Origin of the sequence: Streptomyces syringium, assembly GCF_017876625.1 — a bacterium.
Taxonomy (GTDB): Bacteria; Actinomycetota; Actinomycetes; order Streptomycetales; family Streptomycetaceae; genus Streptomyces; species Streptomyces syringius.
Window position 1 is genome coordinate 5,139,070 of the sequence record NZ_JAGIOH010000001.1, and the last position, 18,225, is coordinate 5,157,294.

Below are 18,225 nucleotides of genomic sequence, written 5' to 3' on the forward strand. Positions count from 1 at the left end.
GGACGGGGTCAGGTCGCCGGTGCTCCCGTTACTACCGCCGCCACCGTCATGCCCCGGGCGAACGCGCCCTCCTCCGCCAGGGTCGTCAGGCCGTGCAGGGCCTTCGCCACGTACAGCCGTTCCAGGGGGAGGCCGTGGCGGGTGGTGAAGTCGTCGGCGAAGGCGGTCAGCTCGGGGGTGGTTTTCGCGTAGCCGCCGCCGTGGAAGCGGTCGTCCAGGTGCCAGGCGCCCCGGCGGGCACCGAAGGCCTCGGTCTGGAGCCGCTCGACCTCCGCTTCGAGGAAGCCGCCCTTGAGTACGGGGAAGCCGATGGCCCGCTGTCCCTCGGCCAGCCCGGCGGCGAGACCGGCGAGGGTGCCGCCCGTGCCGCAGGCGACCCCGACGACGTCCGCGACGCCCCGCAGCTCGTGGCCGAGCCCGGCACAGCCGCGTGCGGCCGCGGCGTTGCTGCCGCCCTCGGGGACGACGAGGCAGTCGTCGGCGGTCAGCCCCGCCCGTGCCGTCACCCGGGCGAGTACCTCGGGCTCCGCCTTCCGGCGGTACGTGGCGCGGTCGACGAACAGCAGCCGCATCCCGTCCGCCGCGCAGCGCGCGAGGGACGGGTTGAGCGGACGGTCCGCCAGCTCGTCGCCGCGGACGACGCCGACGGTGGCGAGGCCGAGGAGGCGGCCGGCGGCCGCGGTGGCCCTCAGATGGTTGGAGTACGCGCCGCCGAACGTGAACAGCGTGTGCCGTCCGGACGCGGCGGCGGCCAGGTTCGGCTCCAGCTTCCGCCACTTGTTGCCCGGCAGCTCGGGGTGTATCAGGTCGTCCCGCTTGAGCAGCAGCCGCAGCCCGCGACGGGCGAACCGCTCGTCCCGCAGCTCTTCGAGCGGGGACGGCAGCCGTGGGTCCAGGGCGGCGAGTGCGGCGGGGCCACGGGGGAGGTCGCTGGTCACACCCCCATTGTCACCTCGGGCGGCTACTTGAGCCGGTCGCGGATCCGGGCCCGCATCGCGTCCATCGAGAAGCCCTTGGGGTCGATCTTGCCGAGCCGCCACTCCTTGTGGCCGATCACGGACCGCTCGGTCCACCCGTGGTGCCGGCAGATCGCGGCCGCCGCCCGCTCGATGCCCTCCAGCTGCTCCTCGGGCCAGGTGTCCCGCCCGTCGCCGAGGTTCACGCACTCGAAGCCGTAGAAGTGGACATTGCCGTCGGTGTCGGCCGCACGGACCGGCGGCAGCCGTTTCTCGGCGATCACGGCCCGCAGCACGTCACCGTCACCCCGCCCGGCGTGGTTGGTGCGGCCATGGCCGACGAGATGGACCGTGCCGTCGTCGGCGATGACGCCGTGGCAGAGCGGGCCGGGCAGATCCGCGTGGCCGTTCCAGCACAGCTTCACGCTCTTGGTGGTACCGGTGGTGGCCGTGTGGTGGATCATTACCCCGTGGACCGGCCCCCAGGCGCCGTGACCGGCGCGGTTGTGGGTGCGCCAGCCGTCGACCTCTATGACGCGCACGCCTTCCGTTCTGAGTGTTCTGAGAAACGTTCCCGCGGACATGGGTGAGGCCATGACCGCCTCCTTGCCGTGTTTATGACGTACGCCGACCGCGCACGACTGAATGACCCCCTTGTACCCAAAAGTTCGCAGCTGGGCCGGGCGTTCGGATATCGTGCGAGCCGATCCGGCCTCAGGCTGAAAAGCGTGTTGTCGGTACGGGGCGGGGCCGAAACGGACCCGTCCGGGGACGACCGGAACAGAAGGCGCGCAGCAGTGGACTACCAGGCCGTACTCGAAGAGGTCGCCGACTTCGCGCGCCCGTTGGTCGGCCGCGGGCAGGTGGCCGATTACATTCCGGCCCTGGCGGGGGTGGACACCGGTCACTTCGGGATGGCCGTCGCCGACGTCGACGGCGGTGTCCACGGCGTGGGGGACTGGGAGCGGCCGTTCTCGGTGCAGTCCATCTCCAAGGCGTTCGGCCTGGCGCTCGTGCTGGCCGAGGGTGGCGAGAAGATCTGGGAGCGGGTCGGCACGGAACCGTCCGGAAACCCGTTCAACTCCCTGGTGCAGCTCGAATACGAGAACGGTATTCCGCGCAATCCGTTCATCAACGCGGGCGCCCTCGTCGTCACCGACCGGCTCCAGACGCTGACCGGGGACGCCAGCACGACGCTGCTGGAGTTCCTGCGTGCGGAGAGCGGCAACCCGTCCGTCTCCTTCGACCCGTCCGTCGCCGCGTCCGAGTCCGAGCACGGCGACCGCAACGCGGCCCTCGCGCACTTCATGGCCAGCTACGGCAACCTCGACAACCCCGTGCCGGCTGTTCTGGAGCACTACTTCTGGCAGTGCTCCATCGAGATGAGCTGCCGCGACCTCGCCCTGGCGGGCGGCTTCCTGGCCCGGCACGGGCTGCGCGCCGACGGCACGCGGCTGCTGCCGCGCCGGGAGGCCAAGCAGGTCAACGCCGTCATGCTCACCTGCGGGACGTACGACGCGGCCGGCGACTTCGCCTACCGCGTGGGCCTGCCCGGCAAGAGCGGCGTGGGCGGCGGCATCATCGCGGTGATACCGGGCCGCTGCACGCTGTGCGTCTGGAGCCCCGGCCTCGACACCCGCGGCAATTCGGTCGCGGGCGTGGCGGCGCTGGACCACTTCACTACGTTGACCGGATGGTCGGTGTTCTGAGGGGGCCGGCGGGGGCAGACGGGCTGGCGGGGTACCCGCCGGTACTCCATCGTTGATCCCGGAGGTGGTGTCGCCATGGAGCACGAGCTGCGTGCCGAGTACAAGGACGGAAGCACCCCGCGGGACCCGGACGCCGAGGTCAAGGCCTGGCACATGGTCCGGCAGGAGGGCACGACCGCCATGTGCGGGCGCGAGCTGGAACCCGGCTCGGCCACCCGGTCGGCCGACGACTGGGGTACGTCCGGGCTGCCGCTGTGCCATTCCTGCGGGGCGCTGTTCCTGCGCGAGACGCCTTAGCCGTCCGGTTTCGGCTGCAAGCGGTCCTTGCCGCCTGCGGCGGTAGCGCCCTTCGGGCGCGTCCTCAAACGCCGGACGGGCTCAATGTGGCCGCTACGGGCAGCGGATGACCTGACCGGCGTACGACAGGTTGCCGCCGAAGCCGAACAGCAGGACGGGCGCGCCCGAGGTGATCTCGCCGCGCTCCACCAGCTTGGACAGGGCGAGCGGGATGCTCGCGGCCGAGGTGTTGCCGGACTCGGTCACATCGGTGGCGATCACCGCGTTGACCGCGCCGATCTTCCGCGCGACCGGCTCGATGATCCGCAGATTGGCCTGGTGCAGGACCACCGCCGCCAGCTCCTCCGGCGCGACCCCGGCCCGCTCGCACACCTTCCGGGCGATCGGCGGCAGCTGCGTCGTGGCCCAGCGGTAGACGGACTGGCCCTCCTGGGCGAACCGGGAGGGCGTGCCCTCGATCCGGACGGCGTGCCCCATCTCGGGCACCGAGCCCCAGACCACCGGGCCGATGCCCGGCTCCGCGGCGGCGGTCACCACGGCCGCGCCCGCGCCGTCGCCGACCAGGACGCAGGTGGTGCGGTCGGTCCAGTCCGCCACGTCGGTGAACTTCTCGACCCCGACGACCAGGGCGTTGACCGCGGACCCGGCGCGGATGGCGTGGTCGGCGGTGGCCAGGGCGTGCGGGAAGCCGGCGCAGACGACGTTGATGTCCATGACGGCGGGCGCGGCGAGTCCCAGCCGGGCGGCGACGCGGGCGGCCGTGTTCGGGCTGCGGTCCACGGCGGTGCAGGTGGCGACGAGCACCAGGTCGATGTCCGCGGCGTCGAGACCGCTGTTCGCGAGGGCCTTGGCCGCGGCCTCGGCGGCCATCGAGGCGACGCTCTCGTCGGGCTCGGCGATCCGGCGGGTGCGGATGCCGACGCGGGAGCGGATCCATTCGTCGCTGGTGTCGACCATGGCGGCCAGGTCGTCGTTGGTCAGCACCCTGGCGGGCTGGTAGTGGCCGAGGGCGAGTACGCGTGACCCGGTCATCGGTCCTCCTGCGCGAGCGACGGTAGTACGGATGACACAGTCTTGACGCTGGAGCGTTGCCGACGGGTGTGTGATCCGCCAATGTTCTGACGAGATAACTGGCACAACCGGCAGGGCCCGGCCGTGTATGCGGCCGGGCCCTGCGGTGGTGTCCGGATCGTTGTGCGAACCGTTACCGGACGGTGTCAGCGCAGCGAGAGCGCCGTGCGGATGGTGCCGAAGAGCTGGGTCTGGTCGGTGACGCCGAGGACACGGTGGGCCTGCGGGCCCTGGGCCGCGATGCGGACCTGGGTGCCGGTGTGCTCCTGCGCCTCGCCCGGGGTGTTGGTCGAGTAGTTCACCTTGAGCTGCTGCCCCTCGTTGGTGACGAGGGTGGAGGACAGCCCGGGCGGGGTGGCCTCCAGCGGCACGATCTGGCTGGTGTGACCGTGGTCGGCGGTGGTGACGACCAGGGTGTCGGGGTGCTTCGCGGCGTACGCGCGGGCGACCTTCACCGCGCGGTCGAGGGCCGCGGTCTCGCCGATCTGGCCGCAGGGGTCGGCGGCATGGTCACGCTTGTCGATCGAGGCGCCCTCGACCTGGAGGAAGAAGCCGGGCTTCTTGCCCTTGCCGCTCTGCTTGGCCTCCAGCAGCTGGAGCGCCTTGCGGGTCTGCTCGTCCAGGCTCGGCGTACCGGCCTTGCGCTCGGGGTTGTTCGTCACACAGCGCTGCGGCTCGGTTCCACCCCGGGCGGCGGCCTTGCCGGTCCACTCGACGGGGACGTTGCCGGGGGCGAAGAGACCGAGGACGGGCTTGCCGGCGCGGGCGTTCTTCAGGCCCTTGTCGTCGGTGACGACCTGGTAGCCGAGCTTCTTGGCCTGCTCGGTGACCGTCAGCCCCTTGTGGCGGCCCTCGGTGATCTTCTGGTCGAAGCGGGCCTTGCCGCCGCCCAGCAGCACGTCCACCTTGTGGTTCACGCTCTGCTCGGCGATCGAGCCCGGGCCGCCCTTGGCGATCGTGTCGTTCGGGCACGCCTTCATGTCGGCCGGACCCGCGCAGCTGCGGTCGGTGGCGTGCGAGGCGAGGACCGCGGGGGTGGCGTCGGTCAGCTCGGCGGTGGTGACGCTGCCGGTGGCGAGGCCGTTGCGCTGGGCCAGCTCCAGGATCGTCGTCATGGGCTTGTCCGTGCCGGGCGTCTTGGATATCCGGCCGTTGACGGTCTTCTGCCCGGTCGCCCAGCCGGTGCCGCTGGCCGCGGAGTCGGTGACGTAGTCCGGCTTGCCGTTCTTGTCGACGGAGTACGTGGTGTACGTGCCGGTCATCGGGAACTTGTCCATGTTCAGTCGGCCGGCCGCGCCCACGGTGTAGTCACGGGCCAGGGTGATCTCCGAGTCGCCCATGCCGTCACCGATGAGCAGGATGACGTTCTTGGCCTTCTGCTTGCCGCTCTGGGCGGCGATCGGCGACCGGGTGTCCGACGTGTCGTCCGGCCCGGCGGCGGCGGTGGCCGGCACCGCGACACCGGCGACGAGCAGTGCGGCGGCGCTCCAGGCGAGACGGCGCCGGTACGGACGAGAACCCATGGTTTTTCCTCCTAGCTGCGCCGGGCGGGACTGCCCGGCGGAAGGAAGCTCACCAGGGGCGGGTGTACCGGAGGGGACGCCCAGGTGAAGTGAAGATCACCGGCGGCTGTCGGCGGGGCTCCCGGGGGCGGCGGCGGGCTCACCGGACGCATCGGTTCCGGGGGTCTCGGCCCCATCGGACCGCATCGCCCTGGCCTCGCTCTTGAGGATGCGCATGGACTTGCCGAGCGCGCGGGCGGTGTCCGGCAGCTTCTTGGAGCCGAACAGGACCACCACCGCGAGGACGACGACGAGTATGTGCCAGGGCTCCAGGGCGTTGCGCAGCATCGGCGGCCCGCCTTCCTTGTGCGTCATATGGACGGAGATATGCAGAGAATCCGCCCTCACCATACTTGCTAGATTGCGCAACTGGACAACCAAAAGGCCCGGTGGGCCGTCTAGCTCGGTGAACCAGTACGGACCGGGGGAGTGGATGAGGGCACGGATATGACGGGCACCCGAGGCAAGCCGACGCACCGGACGCGGAGGGTCACCTCCGTGGGGGTGGCGTTCCTGGTACTGCTGGCCGCGGGTGTCGGGTGGCTCTACGTCCGGCTGAACGGCAACATCGACGTGTTCGACGCCGACGGCCTGGCCCGCGACCGGCCCGGCGCCGGCGCGTCCGGGCAGAACGTGCTCGTCATCGGCTCGGACTCGCGCTCCGGCGGCAACAGCGGGCTCGGCGGCGGGGAGGGCGACGTGGGCCGCTCGGACACGGCGTTCCTGCTGCACGTCTACGGCGACCGCGAGCACGCCGTCGCCGTCTCCATCCCCCGCGACACCCTGGTGGACATCCCGCCGTGCAAGCTGCCCGACGGCAGTTGGACGGCGCCCCGTACCAACGCGATGTTCAACTCCGCCTTCTCCGTGGGGGAGTCGGCCAAGGGCAACCCCGCCTGCACCCAGAACACCGTCGAGAAACTCACCGGGCTGCGCGTGGACCACACCGTCGTCGTCGACTTCGAGGGATTCTCCGCGATGACCTCCGCGGTCGGCGGCGTCCAGGTGTGCGTGCCGAAGGACGTCTACGAGGGCGACCTCAATCCGAACCGCGGCGCCCGCGGCGAACTGCTCTTCCACAAGGGCTCGCAGAGCGTCTCCGGGCAGAAGGCGCTGGACTACGTGCGGGTGCGGCACGGCATCGGCGACGGCTCCGACATCGGCCGCATCCAGCGGCAGCAGGCGTTCGTCGCCGCCATGATCAAGAAGGTGCGGTCCCAGGGCTTCAGCCCCGGCACGCTGCTGCCGCTGGCGGACGCGGCCACCAAGTCGATGACCGTCGACCCCGGGCTCGGCTCGGCCGACAAACTGCTCTCCTTCGCGATGTCGCTGAAGAAGATCGACCTGCACGACACCAAGTTCATCACCGTGCCCTGGCGCTACGCGGGCAACCGCGTCGCCCTCGTCCAGCCCGAGGCCGACGCGCTGTGGGCCTCGCTGCGGGCCGACCGCACGCTCGACGGCAAGGACGCGGAGAAGAAGCAGGCGGGCGGCAAGTCCGGGGCGCCGGGGCCGTCCCCCTCGCAGCCGGTCTCGGGCGGGGGCGCCAGTGTCTCCGTCGCCAACGGCACCACCGTCGACGGCCTCGCCGCCCGCGCGGCCGCCTCGCTCAAGGAGCACGGCTTCACCGTCGCCGACACCTCCACCGCCCGCGCCCGGGACCAGCGCGTCACCGTGATCGAGTTCGGCCCGGGCGAGGCCGGGCACGCGCGGGACCTGGCCCGGCTCTTCCCCGGCGCGTTCCTCCGGGGGACGTCCCTCAAGGGCCTCTCGGTCACCGTCGGGCACGACTTCGCCGCAGCGCCCAGCGGACCGCCCGCCGTCGCGGCGGCCCCCGCCGGGGCGGCGCCCGGCCCGGTGCCCTCCGACGTCGCCGGTACCGCGCGGTCGGCCGACGACGACCCGTGCGCCAACCTCTCGTATGGCTGACGGCGGCGGGGGCATACGCGGGCCGGAGGCCCGGGGGGAACAGAGCGCCCGTTTGATCCGTTTTCGTGGTAGACGCTGAGTGAGCCGACGCCTATGCGAAGTGTGCCCGATCCGTAGAAGTGTGTCCGATCCGTACGTGATGAGTGCCAGTGAGTAATTGCCGTACAGCCCGTCTCTCCCGTGCTCCGCTCTCTCGTCCGAGGAGAACCGCCATGTCCGCCACCCCACGGGCGCTGCCCAGGCCGCTGCTGGCCCTGCTCGTCGCCCTCCTCGCGTTGGCCGGTACGGGACTCTTCGCCCCGGCGGTGCACGCCGCCACGGGAGTGGACACCGTGGCGGAGGCCCTGAAGAAGAGCCCGGTCTATGTCGACCCCCGGGTGTCCGCGCAGCTCCCGGCGGCCGACGCCGATGCACTGGCGAAGAAGATCAAGGACGCGGACAAGCCGGTCTTCGTCGCGGTCCTGCCGGACAACGCGGACTTCCCCCGGGCCACCGTCATCCAGGACCTGCGGACCAAGGTCGGCATCGCCGGCGTCTACGCCGTCCACCTCGGTGACAAGGCCTTCAGCGCCAAGGCCGACCGTTCGGTGATGTCCGGCAACGCCGTCACCAACCTCGTCGGATCCGTCCAGCGGTCCGGCGGTGACACCGCGACCATGCTGAACGGCTTCGTCGACCAGGCCGACCGGGTGGCCAGGGGCCACGCGCCCGACGCCTGGGGCGCCGGATCCGACGGCGTCGACACGGGCGGGCTGATCACGGGCGGCGCGGTCGTCGTCGCCGGCGGCGCGGGCGCGTACGCCCTCTACCGGCGGAACAAGAAGCGGAGGGAGGCCCGCGAGCGCGCGGAGCTCGACGCCCTGCGCGTCGTGGTCGACGAGGACATCACCGCCTTCGGCGAGGAACTGGACCGGCTCGACTTCTCCCCCGGCGAGACCGGTGCCGACGACGCGATGCGCGCCGACTACGAGCGGGCCCTCGACGCGTACGAGGACGCCAAGTCGAAGATGGCGGCGGCGGAGAAACCGCAGGACGTCAAGGGCGTCACCGAGTCCCTGGACAACGGCCGCTTCGCCCTGGCCACCCTCGCCGCGCGCCGCACCGGCGCCCCGCTGCCCGAACGCCGCATGCCCTGCTTCTTCGACCCGCGCCACGGCCCGTCCGTCTCCGACGTCGAGTGGGCGCCCCCGGGCGGCGCGACCCGGACCGTACCGGCGTGCGCCGCCGACGCGGCCCGGCTCGCCGACGGCGAGGAACCGATGTCCCGCACGGTCCAGACCGCGAACGGCCCCCAGCCGTACTGGAACGCGGGCCCCGCCTACGCCCCCTGGGCGGGCGGATACTTCGGCGGCGGACTGCTGCCGGGCCTGCTCATGGGCACGATGCTCGGCAGCATGATGAGCGGCCCCGCGTACGCGTCCTCCGGCGAGGGCGGCGGCGGGCCGGAAGGCGGCGACTACACCGGCTCGGACTACAACCCGGACGACTTCAGTGGTGGTTTCGGGGACGGTGGCGGCGGTGGCTTCGGGGACGGAGGCGGCTTCGGCGGCGGCGACTTCTGACCTCCGGTCGGGTCTGTCAGCGGGCGCGTTTTGCCGGACGGGCTGGTTGTGGCTGAGCTCAGCCACAACCAGCCCGTCCGGCGATTGTGGACACCGCCGCGCAGCGGTGGTGCGCCCGCCACAGCCCGCAGGTATCGACGCATTGAGGATCGGCTGCGAGCCGTCTGACCGCCTGCGGCGGTGGGCGCCCTGCGGGCGCGTCCTCAAACGCCGGACGGGCTTGATTGGCGCGCCCGCGCAGCCGCCAAAAGCAACCCGTACACCACCAGCACCAGCGCCAACAGCCCGTAATACAGCGGCGGCAGCGGTGTCATGGACAGCGGCGGGCCCAGCGGGGACAGGGGCAGCAGCAGGCCGACCACTGCCAGCGCCGCCGTCGCCAGCCGGATCGGGCCCGGCACGCGGCCGCCCTCGGCCGCGTGCCGGCCCGACCGCAACAGCAGCATCACCAGCGCCTGCGTCAGCAAGTTCTCCGTGAACCAGCCCGCGTGGAACGCAAACTGCCCCTCCTCTGGCCCCATCGACCGCAGGGCCAGCGCCAGCACCCCGAACGTGGCCAGGTCCGCGACCGCGTTGAGCAGCCCGAAGCCCGTCACGAAGCGCAGCAGCGCACGCGGCCGCAGCAGTGCCGGGCGCAGATGGGCGCCCGGCGCGGGCCGGTCGAAGGCGAGCGCCAGCTGCGCGGCGTCGAAGCACAGGTTCTGCACCAGCACCTGCGCCGGGAGCATCGGCAGGAACGGCAGCAGCAGCCCGGCCACCAGCATCGCGATGACATTGCCGACGTTGGACGACAGGGCGATCCGCAGATAGGCGGCGATATTGCCGGTGCTGCGCCGCCCGGCGACGATCGCCCGGTCGAGGGCCGTGAGGTCCTTCGACGCCAGCACCACATCGGCGGCCTCCCGCACCACGTCCACCCCGTCGCGCGGGCAGATCCCCACGTCGGCGGCGACCGTCGCGGCCAGGTCGTTGACCCCGTCACCGAGGAAGCCGGTGGTGTGGCCGGCGGCCCGTAGCGCCCGGACGACCCGGGCCTTGTGCTCGGGCGCGCACCGCGCGAAGACGGTGGTGCGCGCGGCGAGGCGGGCCAGCTCCGCATCGGCCAGGGCGTCGATCCGCTCCCCGGTGACCACCTCGCCCGGGGCCAGGCCCAGCTCACGGCAGACGCGGGCGGCGGTGCCCGGGTGGTCCCCGGTGAGGACCTTCACGTCCACCCCGTGGCGGGCGAGGACGGCGAGCGCCTCGGCGGCGGTGGGCGCGGGCGCGTCGCTCAGCGCGACGAAGCCGACGAAGTCCAGGTCCCGTTCGTCGGCCGGGGTGTACGGGCGGGTACGGGCCGGGCGCGTGGCGCGGGCGACGGCGAGCACGCGCAGCCCCCCGGCGGCCAGCTCCCCGGCGCGGCGGGCGAGCCGCTCCCGCCCGTCGGCGCCCAGTTCCGCACCGCCCGCCTGGGCACAGCGGTCCAGGACGTCCTCGGGCGCGCCCTTGACGACGAGCGTGTGGCGGGCCGCCAGGGCGAAACGGGGATCGCCCGGCGGGCGCACGACAGCGGTCGACAGCCGCCGGCCGGGCCCGCAGGGCAGGGCTTCGAGGCCCTCGAACTCCTCGAAGCCGCCGCCTGGCGCGCCCTCCCCGGCCGCCTCCTCGGCCGCGTCGAGGATCGCCTCGTCCAGGGCATCGGGCACGGGCAGCTCGGAAAGGTGCAGGGTCCACAGGGCGTTGACGGCGGCCCAACGCAGCACTTCGGGGTTCGCGCGGCCGTCCGGGCCCTCGCAGAGCGCGAGGACGGGCCGATCCTCGGTGAGGGTCCCGGTCTTGTCGACGCACAGCACGTCGACCGCGCCGAGGTCGTGCAGCGCGGGCAGCCGTCTGACGATCACCTCCCCGTCGCGCGCGAGCAGCGCGGCACCGCGCGCCAGCGCGGTCGTCACGACGACCGGCAGCATCTCGGGCGTCAGCCCCACCGCCACCGCCACGGCGAACGGCAGCGTCTCCAGCCCCCGCCCGCGCAGCAGGGCGCTCACGATCAGCACGAGCGGCGCGGTGAGCAGCGTGAAGCGGATGAGCGTCCACGCGATGCCGTTCACCGAGCGGTCGAACGGGCTCGGCGGCCGGGACCGCCCGCCGGCGCGCGGCAGGGCACCGGACAGCACGGTGCGGGCCCCGGTGGCGACGACCACACCGCTGCCGTTACCGGAGACGACGCTGCTGCCCTGGAAGCAGAGGTGCGGGTGGCCGAGCGGGAGCACGGGGGACCCGCCGTCCCCCGGCCCGTCGGCGTCCACGAACTTCTCCACCGGCGCCGACTCGCCCGTCAGGGTGGCCTCGTGCACGGTGAGGGCCGTGGTGCGCAGCAGGCGCAGGTCGGCGGGGACCACATCGCCCGGGGCGAGGAGGACGACATCGCCCGGTACGAGCTGGTCGACGGGCAGTTCGCGGGTCAGCGGCGGCGAGGCGGCCGTGGCGCGGCGGCGGACGGTCGCCGTGGTGGCGAGGAGGTCGCGGAGCGCGGCCGCACTGCGGTCGGCGCGGTGCTCGCCCGTGGTGCGCAGCACACAGCTGACCAGGACCAGGACGGCGATGACGCAGGCCGTACCCCACGCCGCCACGGCCGCCGAGACCAGCCCGAGGACGAGGAGGACGGCGGTGAAGGGATCACGGGGGCTGCGGGCGAAACGGCGCGGCCAGGAGTCCGGGCGGCGCCCGGGAAAGGTGTTCTCGCCGTGCCGGACGAGCCGCTCCTCGGCCTCTTCCTCCACCAGCCCGCGCGGCCCGCTCTCCAGCGCGCGCAGCACTTCGAGCGTCGTGCCGTCCGCGCCGCGCACGGCCGCCGTACGGGCCTCAGGCGCCCAGGCCACGAAGGCGCCCGGCCCGGGCACCGGGGTGCGTACCGGCGCCCTCGGCCCTGCGGTCGGCGAGCTGGCCGACCATGAGCCGGACGATCGTCACCACATGCGGGTCGTCCACGAGGTACACCACACGGCGCCCCTCGCGCCGGGACCGCACCAGCCCCGCGAGCTTCAGCTTCGCCAGGTGCTGGCTGATGGCGGGCAGCGCGCCGCCCACCCGCTCGGCGAGCCCGCTCACATCGCTCTCGCCCTGGGCCAGCGCCCAGACCAGGTGCAGCCGGGCGGAGGACGCGAGCAGCCCGAACGCGGCGGCGGCCTCGGCCAGCACCTCCGGCGACGGATCGCCCGACGGATCGACCGACGGGTCGTCGAAGCCCCCTTCGAAGCTCTCGAAGCTTCCGGCGCCTGCGGCCACTGTCCGATCTCCCGTCCCTCTCGGGCATCACCGCGCCCGGGAAGGACCAGTCTAGGCACCCCGACCGGGGACAACGTGCTGACATGCGCCCGTCGCGGCTGGGCAGACCTAACACGAGGAAACCGGCTGCAAAGGGGAAGTCGTGGAAATCTCAGGCGTTATCAGTGCGATTGTGATCGGCATCATCATCGGCGTCCTGGGCCGTCTGGCGGTCCCGGGACGGCAGAACATCGGAGTGCTGTGGACGATCGCCGTCGGCATCGTCGCCGCCTTCGTCGGTGCCTACCTCGCCCACCTGCTGGGCGTGGGCGACACCAAGGGCGTGGACTGGATCAAGTGGCTCATCCAGATCGCTCTGGCCGCGCTGGGCGTATACGCCCTGGACCGCAGCAAGTCCCGTGCCTGACCTCTACTGATCGGCGCTCCCCGTGCTGTCCTGAGCTCGGCCCCCGCCGCCGCGTCCGCCGCGCCCGGCACCGGCGGGGCTCAGGACAGCTTGCCGTCGTAGTCGGGCAGCTTGAAGGTCCGCTCCGCGTGACCGCCCACCAGATCGGTGGTGTTGTTCCCGATGTTGGCGATGATCGTGTACCCCTTCGCCTCGATCTCCGCCCGCTTCGCGGTCTTGTACGTGCTCACGCCCTGGAAGAGGTCCGGGAAGTGGCGTACGTACACCCCGCTGACCGGGTAGCCCACCGCGCGGAGGTTGTAGGCGGTGACGGACTCGAGGATGCCGGGCCGCGCGGTGACGAAGAAGACGGCGGCGCCGCGCTCGTGCGCGTACCGGACCAGCTCCAGGACCGACCGGATGGCCGGGGTGGGGAAGGTCGTCCAGTGGAAGTCGGTCTCCAGCGAGCTGTTGTCGATGTCGAGGACGACGGCCTGCTTCCGGCCGCGCGGGTCGCGGGTGCGCTCGGTGACGTAGGGGCGCGCCTCGTCGATGACGGCCTTCACATCACGCTGCCAGGTGTCGTAGTCGACGCCCTTGAGCCCGGCGGTGCCGGAGGTCCGCGCGGTGTTCTCGGAGCTGCTCGTGGCGGCGGCCTGGGCGGGGGCGGAGGCGAGAGTCGCGCCCAGGGCCAGGGTGGTGACGGCCGTGGTGACGGCGGCGCGGCGGGCCCGGATCGTTGCGGTCATGCGTGGCATGTTCACGTTCGGCAGTGGCCGGCAGGGAAAGGCGAACTGACCGGCGGGTAACAGTTGGCCTCCCTCTCCTGTCCCTCTGACCTCTTCCTGCCTCTGCTCGTCTCGCCCAACCCGTTCGTCCCGCCCGGCGTCCACCTTCCCGACGGCCCCTCAACTTCCCTGGCGAATCCTCCCATTCCGCTAATTCCGCCTCCGGCGAAACAGGCAGGCATGCTCGCGTTGGGGTCGGGTAGGCGGACCTGAGCCAATACACGGACCCGGGGAGGACGACGTGACCATCACGGCATCTGCGACAGAGCTTTCTGCGGCTGCTACGCAGCGGTCCGAAGAAGCGGTCGGGGGGCTGCCGTATATCGAGGACGCGACCACTGTGGCCCCGCGCGACGCCCGAGATCTGTCGAAGATCTTCTTCGACCGGCTCCAGGAGCTCGAAGAGGGCACGCACGAATACCAGTACGCGCGGAACACCCTGATCGAAATCAATCTCTCGCTCGTGCGCTTCGCGGCGTCGCGCTTCCGCAGCCGGGGCGACCAGATGGAGGACATCGTCCAGGTCGGCACCATAGGACTGATCAAGGCGATCGACCGCTTCGACCTGGCGCGCGAGGTGGAGTTCACCACCTTCGCCGTCCCCTACATCGTGGGCGAGATCAAGCGTCACTTCCGGGACACGAGCTGGTCCGTGCACGTGCCCCGCCGTCTTCAGGAACTGCGCGTCGACCTCGCCAAGGCCACCGGAGAACTCTCCCAGAGCCTCGATCACACCCCGACCGCCGCCGAGCTCGCCGAATACCTCGGGCTGAGCCAGGAAGAGGTCATAGAGGGGATCGTCGCGAGCAACGGCTACACCGCCGGGTCGATCGACGCCCCCGTCGACGAGGGCTCCGAACAGGCCGGCGCCACCTACGCCGACCGGCTCGGCGAGCTGGACCCTGCCCTGGAGGGCGTGGAGAACGTGCACGCGCTCAAGCCGCTGATCGCCAATCTGAGCGAGCGCGACCGGGAGATCCTGCGCATGCGCTTCGGCGGCGAGATGACGCAGTCGGAGATCGGCGCGGAGCTGGGTATCTCGCAGATGCACGTGTCGCGGCTGCTGGCCCGCATTCTGACGAAGCTACGGGCGGGACTGCTGGGGCGGGTGTAGCGATCGGGGGGAACGGCTTCGGCTGACGGCGCGGGGACCGGCTGACGGTGCGGGGACCGGCCGGGCCGCCCGTCAGCCGCCTCCTCGTACTCCTGTCAGCCTCGTACTCCTGTCCGTACTCCTGTCAGCGTCCTGTCAGCATCAGCCGACGGCCCTGTCGGTGTCGGCATGGACGGTGCGGGCCGCAGCCATGTGGCCCGCACCGTCTTGCCCTCCGGGCGCTGGTCCACCTCCACCCGGGTGGCCAGCCGCTGCACCATGTGCCAGCCCAACCCACCGCCGCCGGTGAGGCTCGGCGCGCGCGGCTCCGGCGGCCGGGGGCTGGCGTCGGCGATCTCCACCACGAGGAGCCCTCTGGCGGCCCGTACGCACAGCCGCCACCAGCCGTCCGTGTGCCGGATGGCGTTGGCGACCAGCTCGGAGACGACGAGCACGACGGCCTCGAGGTCGGCCCACGGGCAGTGCCGGGCCAGGAACTCCGCCGTCGCGTGGCGGGCCCCGGCGGCGTCCCCCTCGGGGGATTCGATGACAACCATCTGGCGGCTCCTTCTCGGTCCACCCCGACGCATACCCAGCGATCAGCGGCTCATTACCGCGCGCCGGCGCGGGCCGTCCACCGCCCGTACGTGTGACGGCCACCTCACACCCGTACGGGGCACCTCACACCCGTACGGCAGGCCGCGCCGCCCGCGTCGCGGCCGCCGTCACCAGCGCCCCCGCCGCCAGCAGGCCGCCCAGCCACAGCGCGCCGGACAGCGAGACCGTGTCCACGGCCCGGCCGCCCAGCAGCGCCCCCAGCGAGATCGCCACGTTGAACACCGCGACGAACAGCGCCGAGGCCGTCTCCCGCGCTCCGGGCGCCGCCGCCAGCAGCCAGCTCTGTGTGCTGACCGACACCCCTCCGTAGGCCAGCCCCCACACGACCATCAGCACGGCCGCCCCCACCGGACCGCCTCCGGCGACCGTCACCGCCGGCATCACCAGACCCAGTGCCGCGCAGATCACCACCAGGACCGTGCGGGGGCCGCGTACGACCGCCGCCCCGGCGAGGAAGTTCCCGGCCACGCCCGCCACTCCGTACGCCAGCAGCAACGCGGTGATCAGCCCGGCGTCGGTCCCCGGCACCCGCTCCAGCACGGGCCGCACGAAGGTGTAACCCGCGAAGTGCCCGGTCACCAGCAGCAGGATGACGAGCAGCCCGACCCGCACGCGCGCGTGCCGCAGCAGTTCCGGGACGTCCCCGAGCCGGGCCGCCCGTTCGGCGGGCAGCGGCGGCAGCGTCACGGCGAGCGCGGCCGCGACGGCCAGCGACACGGCCCCCATGACGGCGAAGGAGGCCCGCCAGCCGCCGAGTTCGCCGGTCAGCGTGCCGGCCGGTACGCCCAGCACCGACGCCACCGCGATCCCGCTGAAGATCAGTGAGGTGGCGGGCCCGACGGACCCCTCCGGTACGAGCCGTACCGCCAGCCCCGCCGCGACGGCCCAGACGCCGCCGATGCAGACCCCCACCAGAACCCGCAGCGCCACCAGCACCGTGATGTCCGTCGCGCACGCCGACAGCAGATTCGCCGCCGCCAGCAGCCCCATCAGGGCGACCAGCACCCACCGCCGGTCCCAGCGCCCCGCCGCCGCCGTGACCAGGGGCGCGGCCACCGCGGCCACCAGCCCGGGAACCGTCATCGTGAGCCCGGCCGTACCGGCCGAGACACCGAGGTCGGCCCCGATCGGGGTGAGCAGTCCGACCGGCAGCATCTCGGTCGTGACGACCGAGAACGTGGCGGCGGCGACCGCCGTGACGGCGGGCCAGCCACCCGCGGATTCGTTGATCTTCGACATGTGCCCAGCCTCGGCAGCCGCGCCCCCGGGAACAACGCCGGATGTCTCACGCTTCCATGAGCAGGGCTCATCGATCAGGGCTCATATCGATCAGGGCTCGGGGATGACGGCCGGGGGAGTGGGACGCGTGGAATTGCGGGAGCTGGAGTGCTTCCTGGTGCTCGCCGAGGAGTTGCACTTCGGCCGCACCGGCGAGCGGCTGTATCTGACGCAGAGCCGGGTCAGTCAGCTGTTGCGGGCGCTGGAGACCCGTATCGGCGCGCGCCTGTTCGAGCGCACCAGCCGCCGGGTCGCCCTCACCCCGCTCGGCGAGAGCTTCCTCGCCGGGCTGCGGCCCGCCTACGACGCGCTCAAGGGCACGGTCGAGGAGGCCCGCGAAGCCGCGCGCGGGGTGGCGGGCCGGCTGAGGGTCGGTTTCCAGGGCACGGCCGACGGCCGGGTCATGGCGGCCATCGACGCCTTCCAGCGGGACCACCCGGGGTGTGCGGTCGACATTACGGAGATCCCGCTGTCCGACCCGTTCGGCGCGGTCCACCGGGGCGAGGTCGACACCGCCATCGTGCTGTTGCCCGTGCGGGAGCCGGGCCTCGCGCTCGGCCCGGTCTTCTCCCGGCAGCGGCAGACCCTCGCCGTGTCGGTACGCCATCCCTTCGCCGACCGCTCCTCGCTGTCCGCCGAGGACCTCGCCGACTGCCCCCTCGTCGCCCCCGCCGGCACCGCGCCCGGCTACTGGCGCGAGGCCCAGGCCCCGGCGGTGACGCCCGGCGGGCGGCCCGTACCCCGGGGCCCGCTGGTGACCACGCTCCAGGAGGGCCTGACGCAGGTCGCGGCGAACCGTGGCGGAATGCTGCTGTGCCGGCCGACGGCCGACTACCACGGCCGGGGCGACATCACCTTCGTGCCCGTCACCGGCCTGCCGGACTCGGCTCTCGGCCTCGTCCGCCGCCGCGACGCGGACACGGCCCGGCTGCGGGCCTTCGCCGCCGCGGTGGCCGCTGCCGCGGAGGCGCGGTGACCGCTGACTGACTATCGCTCGTCGGGGAAGCCGGTGGGCAGATCGGTCGGGAAGCCCTTGGGCGGGCCGGTCGGGAAGCCGTCCGGCGGCCCGGTGGGGAAGCCGTCCGGCGGCCCGGTGGGAAAGTCTTCCGGCGGGCCGGTGGGCAGAGCGGGGGCGCTGGGGCTGTGGGCGGGGGCGTTCACCCCGTCCTCCGACCGTTCGATGACGTCCTTGGCCTTGTCCTTCAAACCGCCGAAGACGGTCAGGTAGAAGATGCCGAACCCCACGCAAGCGGTGATGAAGACGGTGAGGAAGGCGAGCAGTACGCCGATGCCCACCAGCGTCTTCGTGTCACCGGGCGGAATCGCGGTCGCCCGGTCGGGCCGCCCGGCCGGGTAGCGCACGGGGACCGTGTCCCCGGGGACGACCGACGACGGCCCACCCGACTCCTCGAAGCGCAGCGTCTGCCCCTCGGGAGTGCTGAACTCGTAGAGGTGCGTCAGCGTGGTGGTGCTGCTGCGGTGCATGCCGTTCCGCCGGGTCCGCGTGGTCGCGTACGAACGCAGACAGACGGCGTCGGCGGTGAGCCCGCTGCGCCAGGCGGATCTGAGCCGCCGTAACCGGACGACCGCCCAGATCATCGCCGCGATACCGCCGGCGGCCAGCAGACTGGGCAGCGCCAGGGCGAAGACATCGAACATGAGTCCCCCGATTGTGTGGATGTATGCCTACATCCAACAGGGGGACGGCCTTTG

18 protein-coding genes are annotated in these 18,225 nt (G+C 72.5%); 7 read left to right on the forward strand and 11 right to left on the reverse strand.

Annotated features, from left to right (window positions below; all coding sequences use genetic code 11):
- Nucleotides 1-8 precede the first annotated feature (8 nt).
- Together JO379_RS23040 and JO379_RS23045 are read right to left on the reverse strand one after the other, a co-directional pair.
- Nucleotides 9-938: a 1-aminocyclopropane-1-carboxylate deaminase/D-cysteine desulfhydrase gene (locus JO379_RS23040; RefSeq protein ID WP_209516743.1), complete on the reverse strand. Its 930-nt coding sequence runs from the start codon at nucleotides 936-938 to the stop codon at nucleotides 9-11.
- Between the two features lie 23 nt (nucleotides 939-961).
- Complete coding sequence (locus JO379_RS23045) at nucleotides 962-1,552, reverse strand: peptidoglycan recognition protein family protein (protein WP_130879859.1); 591 nt, start codon at nucleotides 1,550-1,552, stop codon at nucleotides 962-964.
- A gap of 201 nt (nucleotides 1,553-1,753) precedes the next feature.
- On the opposite strand from JO379_RS23045, the gene JO379_RS23050 reads away from it, so the two are divergent.
- Entirely contained in the window at nucleotides 1,754-2,665 is a 912-nt protein-coding gene (locus JO379_RS23050) for a glutaminase (RefSeq protein ID WP_130879860.1), read from the forward strand.
- A 75-nt stretch (nucleotides 2,666-2,740) separates the two neighbouring features.
- Nucleotides 2,741-2,962 carry a hypothetical protein gene (locus JO379_RS23055; protein ID WP_209516746.1) on the forward strand — a complete coding sequence of 74 codons (222 nt, stop codon included), beginning with the start codon at nucleotides 2,741-2,743 and terminating at the stop codon, nucleotides 2,960-2,962.
- A gap of 93 nt (nucleotides 2,963-3,055) precedes the next feature.
- Here JO379_RS23055 and JO379_RS23060 read toward each other — a convergent pair whose 3' ends face one another.
- The 3 genes from JO379_RS23060 to tatA all read right to left on the reverse strand — a co-directional run bounded on the left by JO379_RS23060 (nucleotide 3,056) and on the right by tatA (nucleotide 5,883).
- Nucleotides 3,056-3,994, reverse strand: a complete 939-nt coding sequence (locus tag JO379_RS23060; protein WP_130879862.1) for a beta-ketoacyl-ACP synthase III — start codon at nucleotides 3,992-3,994, stop codon at nucleotides 3,056-3,058.
- A 185-nt stretch (nucleotides 3,995-4,179) separates the two neighbouring features.
- Complete coding sequence (locus JO379_RS23065) at nucleotides 4,180-5,556, reverse strand: alkaline phosphatase (protein ID WP_130879863.1); 1,377 nt, start codon at nucleotides 5,554-5,556, stop codon at nucleotides 4,180-4,182.
- 96 nt (nucleotides 5,557-5,652) lie between these two features.
- Nucleotides 5,653-5,883: a Sec-independent protein translocase subunit TatA gene (tatA, locus tag JO379_RS23070; RefSeq protein WP_130880310.1), complete on the reverse strand. Its 231-nt coding sequence runs from the start codon at nucleotides 5,881-5,883 to the stop codon at nucleotides 5,653-5,655.
- A 159-nt stretch (nucleotides 5,884-6,042) separates the two neighbouring features.
- Between tatA and JO379_RS23075 the strand changes: the two genes are divergently transcribed.
- Together JO379_RS23075 and JO379_RS23080 are read left to right on the forward strand one after the other, a co-directional pair.
- Nucleotides 6,043-7,524, forward strand: a complete 1,482-nt coding sequence (locus tag JO379_RS23075) for an LCP family protein (RefSeq protein WP_209516749.1) — start codon at nucleotides 6,043-6,045, stop codon at nucleotides 7,522-7,524.
- 212 nt (nucleotides 7,525-7,736) lie between these two features.
- Nucleotides 7,737-9,086 (forward strand): hypothetical protein, encoded by a 1,350-nt coding sequence (locus tag JO379_RS23080; protein WP_209516752.1) that lies wholly within the window; start codon nucleotides 7,737-7,739, stop codon nucleotides 9,084-9,086.
- 203 nt (nucleotides 9,087-9,289) lie between these two features.
- On the opposite strand, the gene mgtA is transcribed toward JO379_RS23080, so the two are convergent.
- Together mgtA and JO379_RS23090 are read right to left on the reverse strand one after the other, a co-directional pair.
- Nucleotides 9,290-11,944, reverse strand: coding sequence for a magnesium-translocating P-type ATPase (gene mgtA, locus JO379_RS23085; protein WP_307842112.1), 2,655 nt, complete (start codon nucleotides 11,942-11,944; stop codon nucleotides 9,290-9,292).
- Complete coding sequence (locus JO379_RS23090) at nucleotides 11,928-12,263, reverse strand: ArsR/SmtB family transcription factor (protein WP_242626292.1); 336 nt, start codon at nucleotides 12,261-12,263, stop codon at nucleotides 11,928-11,930. Before JO379_RS23090 ends, mgtA begins: the two co-directional genes overlap by 17 nt.
- Nucleotides 12,264-12,492: 229 nt before the next feature.
- Between JO379_RS23090 and JO379_RS23095 the strand changes: the two genes are divergently transcribed.
- On the forward strand, nucleotides 12,493-12,756 hold the full coding sequence (locus JO379_RS23095) for a GlsB/YeaQ/YmgE family stress response membrane protein (protein ID WP_130879868.1): 264 nt from the start codon (nucleotides 12,493-12,495) through the stop codon (nucleotides 12,754-12,756).
- A gap of 80 nt (nucleotides 12,757-12,836) precedes the next feature.
- Here JO379_RS23095 and JO379_RS23100 read toward each other — a convergent pair whose 3' ends face one another.
- Complete coding sequence (locus JO379_RS23100) at nucleotides 12,837-13,484, reverse strand: HAD family acid phosphatase (RefSeq protein WP_209516758.1); 648 nt, start codon at nucleotides 13,482-13,484, stop codon at nucleotides 12,837-12,839.
- Nucleotides 13,485-13,770: 286 nt separating this feature from the next.
- On the opposite strand from JO379_RS23100, the gene JO379_RS23105 reads away from it, so the two are divergent.
- The gene (locus JO379_RS23105) at nucleotides 13,771-14,637 is read left to right on the forward strand and encodes an RNA polymerase sigma factor SigF (protein ID WP_130880311.1); all 867 of its coding nucleotides are present in this window, start codon (nucleotides 13,771-13,773) and stop codon (nucleotides 14,635-14,637) included.
- Nucleotides 14,638-14,732: 95 nt separating this feature from the next.
- Here the strand turns inward: JO379_RS23105 and JO379_RS23110 are convergent, their stop codons facing one another.
- Together JO379_RS23110 and JO379_RS23115 are read right to left on the reverse strand one after the other, a co-directional pair.
- The gene (locus tag JO379_RS23110; RefSeq protein WP_245381526.1) at nucleotides 14,733-15,173 is read right to left on the reverse strand and encodes an ATP-binding protein; all 441 of its coding nucleotides are present in this window, start codon (nucleotides 15,171-15,173) and stop codon (nucleotides 14,733-14,735) included.
- Between the two features lie 124 nt (nucleotides 15,174-15,297).
- Nucleotides 15,298-16,473, reverse strand: a complete 1,176-nt coding sequence (locus JO379_RS23115) for an MFS transporter (protein WP_209516764.1) — start codon at nucleotides 16,471-16,473, stop codon at nucleotides 15,298-15,300.
- A 118-nt stretch (nucleotides 16,474-16,591) separates the two neighbouring features.
- Between JO379_RS23115 and JO379_RS23120 the strand changes: the two genes are divergently transcribed.
- A complete protein-coding gene (locus JO379_RS23120) occupies nucleotides 16,592-17,488 on the forward strand; it encodes a LysR family transcriptional regulator (protein ID WP_209516767.1) in 897 nt (298 codons plus the stop codon).
- An 11-nt stretch (nucleotides 17,489-17,499) separates the two neighbouring features.
- On the opposite strand, the gene JO379_RS23125 is transcribed toward JO379_RS23120, so the two are convergent.
- Nucleotides 17,500-18,171 (reverse strand): DUF3592 domain-containing protein, encoded by a 672-nt coding sequence (locus tag JO379_RS23125; RefSeq protein ID WP_207303980.1) that lies wholly within the window; start codon nucleotides 18,169-18,171, stop codon nucleotides 17,500-17,502.
- Nucleotides 18,172-18,225: the final 54 nt, after the last annotated feature.